Below are 4601 nucleotides of genomic sequence, written 5' to 3' on the forward strand. Positions count from 1 at the left end.
GCTGGCGAAGTGGACGACGGCCGTGTGAGGTTCGACGTCGGACTGGCCAACGGCGCGGCCCTCACCGTTGATTCCGTGGTGCTGGCCCTCGGCCACCTCGAATCCCGGCTCAACCCCGAACAGCGCGAACTCCGTGCGGCAGCCGAGGAATTCGGGCTGCTGTACCTGCCGCCGGCTGCTCCGGCCGACGTCGACTGGTCGCTCGTGCCGGCCGTCAAGCCGGTGCTGGTGCGCGGCATGGGCCTGAACTTCTTTGATGCCATGGGCCAGCTGACCGAAGGCCGCGGCGGGCGGTTCCTGCCCGGCGAGGACGGCGGAATGAGCTACCTCCCCTCCGGCCGCGAACCGCTGATCATCGCCGCCTCCCGGCGCGGCACCCCGTACCGGGCAAAGGCAACCCTCGCCGGCTACTACCCCGACGCCGTGACGCTCAGGTACTGCACCGAAAGCGCCCTGGCGAAATTCGCGGAGGCGGGAATCCGGCCCGCCTTCGACCACGACCTCTGGCCCCTCCTGCACCGCGATGCCCTCTGGGCCTACTACTCCACGCTGGCGCGCTCGCAGCCGGGGGCCATCCTCACGGAAGCGAAGGAGTTCCTGAAGGACCTGGAGGAGGCCCTGCACCCCCACGCGCACTCCGCCGCGAAATGGGAAAACCAGGTGGACTCCGTCCTGGAGGTCCACCTCCGTCCCGCCCACCGGCTCAACCTCCTGGGACTGGCGGCACCGCTGGCCGGCAGGTCATTCGCCTCCCGCGCAGAACTCGACAACGCCGTCGTCGAGTATCTGCTCGACGACGCCCGGCGATCCGCACTGGGGGAGGGTGACCCGGTGAAGATGACCATCGGGGCCCTGCACCATGGCCGGGCGGTGCTCAAGACCGCCGTCGCGGACGGCGGCATCACCGATGAATCGTGGGTGGCCGGGCTCCGCGGCTGGTTCGAATCGTTCGTGGAAGGCCTGGCCAGCGGGCCGCCCGCGCTGCGGGCCCAACAGCTCGCGGCCCTGGTCAGCGCCGGCGTCGTCCGGTTCGTCGGGCCGGACCCGAAGTTCGGTGTGGACCGCAAAGCGGGGACCTTTACGGCCGTATCGCCCTGGGTGGGGAACGGCACGGACGACGGCAGCGGGGACGTGGTGGCTGCCGCAGCCATGGTCGAGGCGCTGGCGCCGGCCAACAGGGTCGCGGTCAACGAATCACCCCTGCTGGAGCAGCTGCTCGCCGAAGGCCTGGTCCGCCCGAGGCTCATGATGACGGCGGAAGGAACGCCCGTGCCGACGTCCGGGCTGGACGTGGCGCCGCATCCGTACCGGCCGCTGGGCGCCAACGGCTCGGTGACGGACGGCCTGTACGTCCTGGGACTGCAGCTCTCCGCCGTGCAGTGGGGAACCGCCATCGCGGCCGAGGCCCGGCAAAAGAGCGGACCCGTCTACCGCAGCGGCCAGCGCACCCTGCGGGATGCCGACGAGATCGCCCGGGCCATCCTCGGCTCCTCGGGTCCAGACGGGCCCAAGCACGAATGAGCATGCCCTCCGTCCGGGCTGAGCGGTGGACATATGGGCCATATGTCCAGCGCTGCGGCCCGGGGGAGGGCATGTCCCTGGCTGGAAACCGTTACTTCGGCGCCTCGGGGTAGATGCTGCGGGTCTCGGAGCGTTCGTGACGGCGCCGGAGCCAGTTCGGACGGTGTAGCTTGGGCAGGATCTTCGAGACAGCCAGGGCCGCATACATGACAGTATTGATCGCCACAAAGGTCGCCATGATGGCGAACCACTGACTGTGCAGGAACGACTCCGGGAGCAGGATGCCGGCGGGAACCACGACGTTGGGCATCACGGGCCCACCCTGACCGGGGTTCCGGTCCCGGACGTCGGGTGGGTGAGGTGTTTCCAGTGGGCGGTCCGGCCCAGGGAAATGTCGATGATCCCCTTGACGTAGACGATGTTCAGGAACATATCGAAGAAGAGTTCGGGCAGGAGCAGCATGGCCAGGAGCCGTGCGCGCCAGCCGCCGTGCCAGACCGTGGCAACGCGTTCGACGATAAAGACGATGCCGAGCCCCACCCAGAACGGGAACCAGATCCAGTCGTCCAGGGACAGCACCATCAGCAACAGCAGCACAAGGTAGCAGCCCAAGGCGATGACGCCGTAGCCGATCCCCAGCTGCTGCGCCCAGTAGCGCAGGGTCTGCGGCGTGATCCCGTACTCGCCGATGTTCTCGAGGGCGCCCCGCTGCCAGCGGAGCCGCTGGGCCCAGAGCATCTGCCGGCTCGGCATCAGTTCGGTGACCACGGTGCATTCCGAAGGTGAGATCATCAGCGCTCCGAGGGACTTCAGCGCGATGGTCAGCTCGTTGTCCTCAGTCAGTGCAGCGGTGTCGTAAAAATCGCCTGCATTGCCGGGAAGGGAATCGCCGCGTTGCCCGGCGACGGTGCGAAGCGCGCGTGGCCGGAACAGCGAGGCGGTGCCGGTGAGGACAAACACCCGGCCTCGCCGTCGACGGATCTGGCGTCCGTACCGGATGTATTCGTTGCGCTGGAACTGTCCCAGCAGGCCGTGCCCTTCCTCGCCGTAGAAGAGCCCTCCGACGGCCATCAGCGCCCGGTCCTCGGTGAAGCGGGTGACGTCGGCGGCGAGGAAGCCGTCGTCGAGCTGGGTATCGGCGTCCATCACCATAACAACGTCATTCTCGCCCTGCCCCGGAAGCAGCCCTGTGAGCGCCTGGTTGAGGGCGCCGGCCTTCTTCTGGGTGTTGCCGGCGGACTCGATGACCTCGACGCCGGCCCGGCGGGCGGCGTCGGCGGTCGAGTCGGTGCAGTTGTCTGCGACCACGATAATGCGGTCAGGCCGGTGCGACTGGGCCAGCAGGGACGCGAGCGTTGAAGGAAGGGAAGCTTCCTCGTTGTGGGCAGGGATCAGGACGGTCACCGTGACGGGCCCGGCAAAGTCGCCGTGCGTTGCCGCCATCACCACTTTGGGTGCCAGGGGTGTGATGGCCGGGTTCGAGGACCGGCGGCTTCTCGTGGTGATCCTGCGTTCAAGGAGCGCGACGCTGGCGGCCATCGTCAGCGCGAGCGCCATGGCGGCGAGTATCACACGCGGACCCGGACTGTCAGTGTTGTAGAGCAAACTCCAGACGCCGACGATGGCTTCGTGGGTCGGGGCGTCGGCCATGTCCGGGCCGCCGGCGATGACCGCGAACCAGAGCAGCGTGGCCCCGGTGGACGCCAGGACAGCAATGACGAGGCCGACCGCCCGGTGGAACTTTCCCCTACCCATGCTCCAGACGCTACCAGCGGGTAGTGAACGCGGCCACGTCACATTGCTAACATCCGTCACATTGTCACCAGGCGCTTGCGCCCGCAAAAATGAGCATGCCCTCCGTCCCGGCTGAGCAATGGACATATTGGCTATATGTCCACCGCTGCGGCCCGGGGGAGGGCATGCTCACTGGGTCAGGGCGTGGAAGCTAGCCCCTGAGGCACTTCTGGTACTGGAGCCAGGCGATGGAGTACTTGATCCAGCCCTTGAGGTCGTACCACTTCGTCGGCGGAACCGGTGCGGTGCACTTCGGCGGGACCGGCGTGCTGGCCGCGACCGGGACGTTCGCCTTCACCACGGTGCCGGATTCGACGGCGGTAAGCACCAGGGTGCCCGCGCCGGCTGCCGCACCCGCGGGAACCAACACGTTCACCGTGGCCGCACCGGCGGAAACCGGTACCGTGCCGAGTGCCGTGACGATGCCCTTCGAATCCGTGAACTCGGCGCGCAGCGAGGTGTTCACCGGGCTGCCCAGCGAGGTGAGGTCCAGCTTGGAGACCGCCAGGGTGATGGAGTCCCCGCCCTTGACCTCGGCTGCGGTGGTGTTCACCACGGCCACCGAGCGGCGCGCGAAGTCCGGCGAGACGGGGCTGTGCGCCTGCAGGTACTTGATCCACGCGTCGCGGTCCACGAGTCCGGAGTCCTTGGTGCCGGTGCCGGACGTGAAGATCCGGAAGTTGTCGCCGCCAGTTGCCAGGAAGCTGAACGTTCCGATCCGGTAGGACTTCGCCGGGTCGATCAGCGCGCCGTTGACCCGGATCGAGGTGATCCGGTCACCGGCGGCGCGGGCGGCGTCGTAGGTGTAGTTGACGTTCTTGGACAGGCCGAGCTGCTGATAGGCGCGGCTGGGAACCGTGCCGTCCGGGTTGGTCTGCCACTGCTGCTCCAGGAGCGTCTTGAACTGCTCGCCCGTCAGCGACGTGGTCCACAGGTTGTTCACGAACGGCAGGACCGCGTTGGCCTCGGCGTAGGTGATGGTGCCGTCCGGCGCGTAGTACAGCTCGTTGCGCAGGCCGCCCGGGTTGACGACGCCGATCTCGGCACCGCCGAGTTCCGTCGCCTTGAGCGAGTCGACCAGGGAATCCGCGACGAGGTTGCCCAGGGTGGACTCGCTGCCGCGGTCGTCGCGTGCTGCCGGGGTGGTGGCGGTAGCAGGGGTGAACGCGGTGGTGATATCCCGGGTGACCGCGCCGACCGGCTGGTTGCCGACCACTGCTGCGTCGGCGATGGCCTTGTCAACGATGGTCTTGACCGCGGCGACCCGCGGGTACGCGGCCACGAGG

The 4601-nt window shown here is 68.1% G+C and carries 3 protein-coding genes and 1 pseudogene (2 of these 4 cut by a window edge); 1 reads left to right on the forward strand and 3 read right to left on the reverse strand.

The genetic code is table 11. The annotated features are described in order from the left end of the window. Positions 1–1521 (forward strand): annotated as a pseudogene (locus tag K789_RS0120045) (FAD/NAD(P)-binding protein) (it extends 486 nt beyond the left edge of the window). A gap of 91 nt (positions 1522–1612) precedes the next feature. On the opposite strand, the gene K789_RS0120050 reads toward K789_RS0120045, so the two are convergent. The 3 genes from K789_RS0120050 to K789_RS0120060 form a co-directional block, all read right to left on the reverse strand. Then, entirely contained in the window at positions 1613–1834 is a 222-nt protein-coding gene (locus K789_RS0120050) for a hypothetical protein (RefSeq protein ID WP_416352818.1), read from the reverse strand. Beyond that, positions 1831–3276, reverse strand: a complete 1446-nt coding sequence (locus K789_RS0120055; RefSeq protein ID WP_024368312.1) for a glycosyltransferase family 2 protein — start codon at positions 3274–3276, stop codon at positions 1831–1833. Before K789_RS0120055 ends, K789_RS0120050 begins: the two co-directional genes overlap by 4 nt. Positions 3277–3466: 190 nt before the next feature. After that, positions 3467–4601, reverse strand: the final stretch of a protein-coding gene (locus K789_RS0120060; RefSeq protein WP_024368313.1) for an ExeM/NucH family extracellular endonuclease. Its footprint extends 3428 nt past the window's final position; 1135 of the gene's 4563 nt are visible here — the last part of the coding sequence; its start codon lies beyond the right edge, outside the window — the gene reads right to left on this strand; the stop codon is at positions 3467–3469.

The organism is Arthrobacter sp. TB 26 (assembly GCF_000427315.1).
Classification (GTDB): domain Bacteria; phylum Actinomycetota; class Actinomycetes; order Actinomycetales; family Micrococcaceae; genus Arthrobacter.

Excerpts from the sequence above, each read along its gene's own strand:
- K789_RS0120055 (WP_024368312.1), bottom strand. The coding sequence starts at position 3,276 with ATGGGTAGGGGAAAGTTCCACCGGGCGGTCGGCCTCGTCATTGCTGTC.